This is a genomic window from Aquitalea sp. S1-19 (assembly GCF_024343515.1).
In genome coordinates, this window is record NZ_RJTZ01000286.1 from 1 (window position 1) to 1,652 (window position 1,652).

Below are 1,652 nucleotides of genomic sequence, written 5' to 3' on the forward strand. Positions count from 1 at the left end.
CTGGTGGCGCAAGACCCCAACGATGAACCCGCCTCGGTATTGCTGGAGCGGATTGCCGCCGAAAAGGCGCGGCTGTTCAATGAAGGAAAAATAAAAAAAGAAAAACAATACTTGGTCATAACAGATACAGATTTACCTCTTGATAAGCCGAACGGTTGGGTATTTGAACGGTTTGGTAATGTTGTAATTAACCGAGATTTCGAACGTATCCCTTTGGCTGTTTCTGAGAGAGAAAAAAGAAAGGGCTCTTATGACTATTATGGCGCATCGGGGGTTATTGATCAGGTTGATAACTATCTATTTGACAAGCCATTGTTGTTGATTGGTGAAGATGGAGCAAATCTAATTAATAGGTCTACACCCATCGCGTTCATGGCTCGTGGGAGATATTGGGTTAATAATCATGCTCATGTTTTAGATGGGCTGAATGAAGATTTATTGAAATATATATGCTTGCATATCAATGCAATTTCTTTAATTTCATATATTACTGGCACAGCTCAGCCTAAAATGAATCAAGCCAAGATGAATGAGATCGTACTTGGTATTCCACCTTTTGCTGAACAAAAACGCATCGTTGCCAAAGTGGATGAACTGATGGCCCTCTGCGACCAACTAAAATACCGCCTGCAAACCAGCCAACAGACCCAGCTCACCCTGGCCGAGGCATTGGTGGAAGACGCTCTGGCCTGACCGCTGGCAGGGTGTCCGTGGTGGTGCCCTGCATCCTGATCATGGCTATTGCCTTAGCGCACGCACGGCCACTTTTCCCCTTTATCGTTAAGCAGGTTGTTTCAGTTATGAGCCTCTACCATATCGCCAATCAACAGCTGACCCCGTTAATCCCGACCACCTTTGCCGCCGAAGGGCTGCAAGAGCGTCAGGATCTGCAGGAGGCGTTAAAGCGCAATATCGATGCCATTGCGCCCGATTGTCTGGTGATTGCCGACGAGTTTTCCGACTGGGAAGACAGCCGCCGCCGCATCGACCTGCTGGCCATCGACCGCAATGCCAATCTGGTGGTAATCGAGCTCAAGCGCGATGAAATCGGCGCCCATATGGAGCTGCAGGCGCTGCGCTATGCCGCCATGATCTCGAACATGACCTTTGATAAGGCCTGCGACTATTTTGAACGCTATCTCGCCGCTGAGGGGTTAGCCGATGGCGACAGAGAGTGTGCCAGAGAGAAACTGCTGGCGTTTACCGGACTGGATGAGAGCCAGCTTGATGATTTCGGCAACGATGTGCGCATCGTGCTGGCCTCGGCCGCCTTTGGCAAAGAGCTGACCACCTCGGTGTTATGGCTGCGGGACAAAGGCATTGATATCCGCTGCGTGCGCTTGACCCCATTCAAATACCAGGGCGAGGTGCTGATCAATGCCGAGCCGATTATCCCAGTGCCGGAAGCGGAAGCCTATCAGGTCAAATTCCGCGAAAAGCGCGCCGAAGAACGCGCCAGCCAGCAAAGCTCACGCGACTACAGCAAGTACCGTTTTAATGGCGAGGTCTACAACAAACGCAAGTTGGCGTTAGCGGTGATTAGGCAGTGGATCAAGGATCGCCAGTTCACCAGCTTTGCGCAGATAAGCAGCCATCTGTCGCAGTACAATTTGCCAAGGGCCGTCATCTTGGTTGATCAGATTGCCGGGAAA

General features: G+C 50.7%; 2 protein-coding genes. Both read left to right on the top strand.

Going from position 1 to position 1,652, the window contains the following annotated elements; genetic code table 11:
* On the top strand, positions 1 to 693 hold a 693-nt coding region (locus EGI20_RS18410; protein WP_498633141.1), incomplete at its 5' end, for a restriction endonuclease subunit S.
* Between the two features lie 107 nt (positions 694 to 800).
* On the top strand, positions 801 to 1,652 hold an 852-nt coding region (locus tag EGI20_RS18415; RefSeq protein ID WP_498633143.1), incomplete at its 3' end, for a hypothetical protein.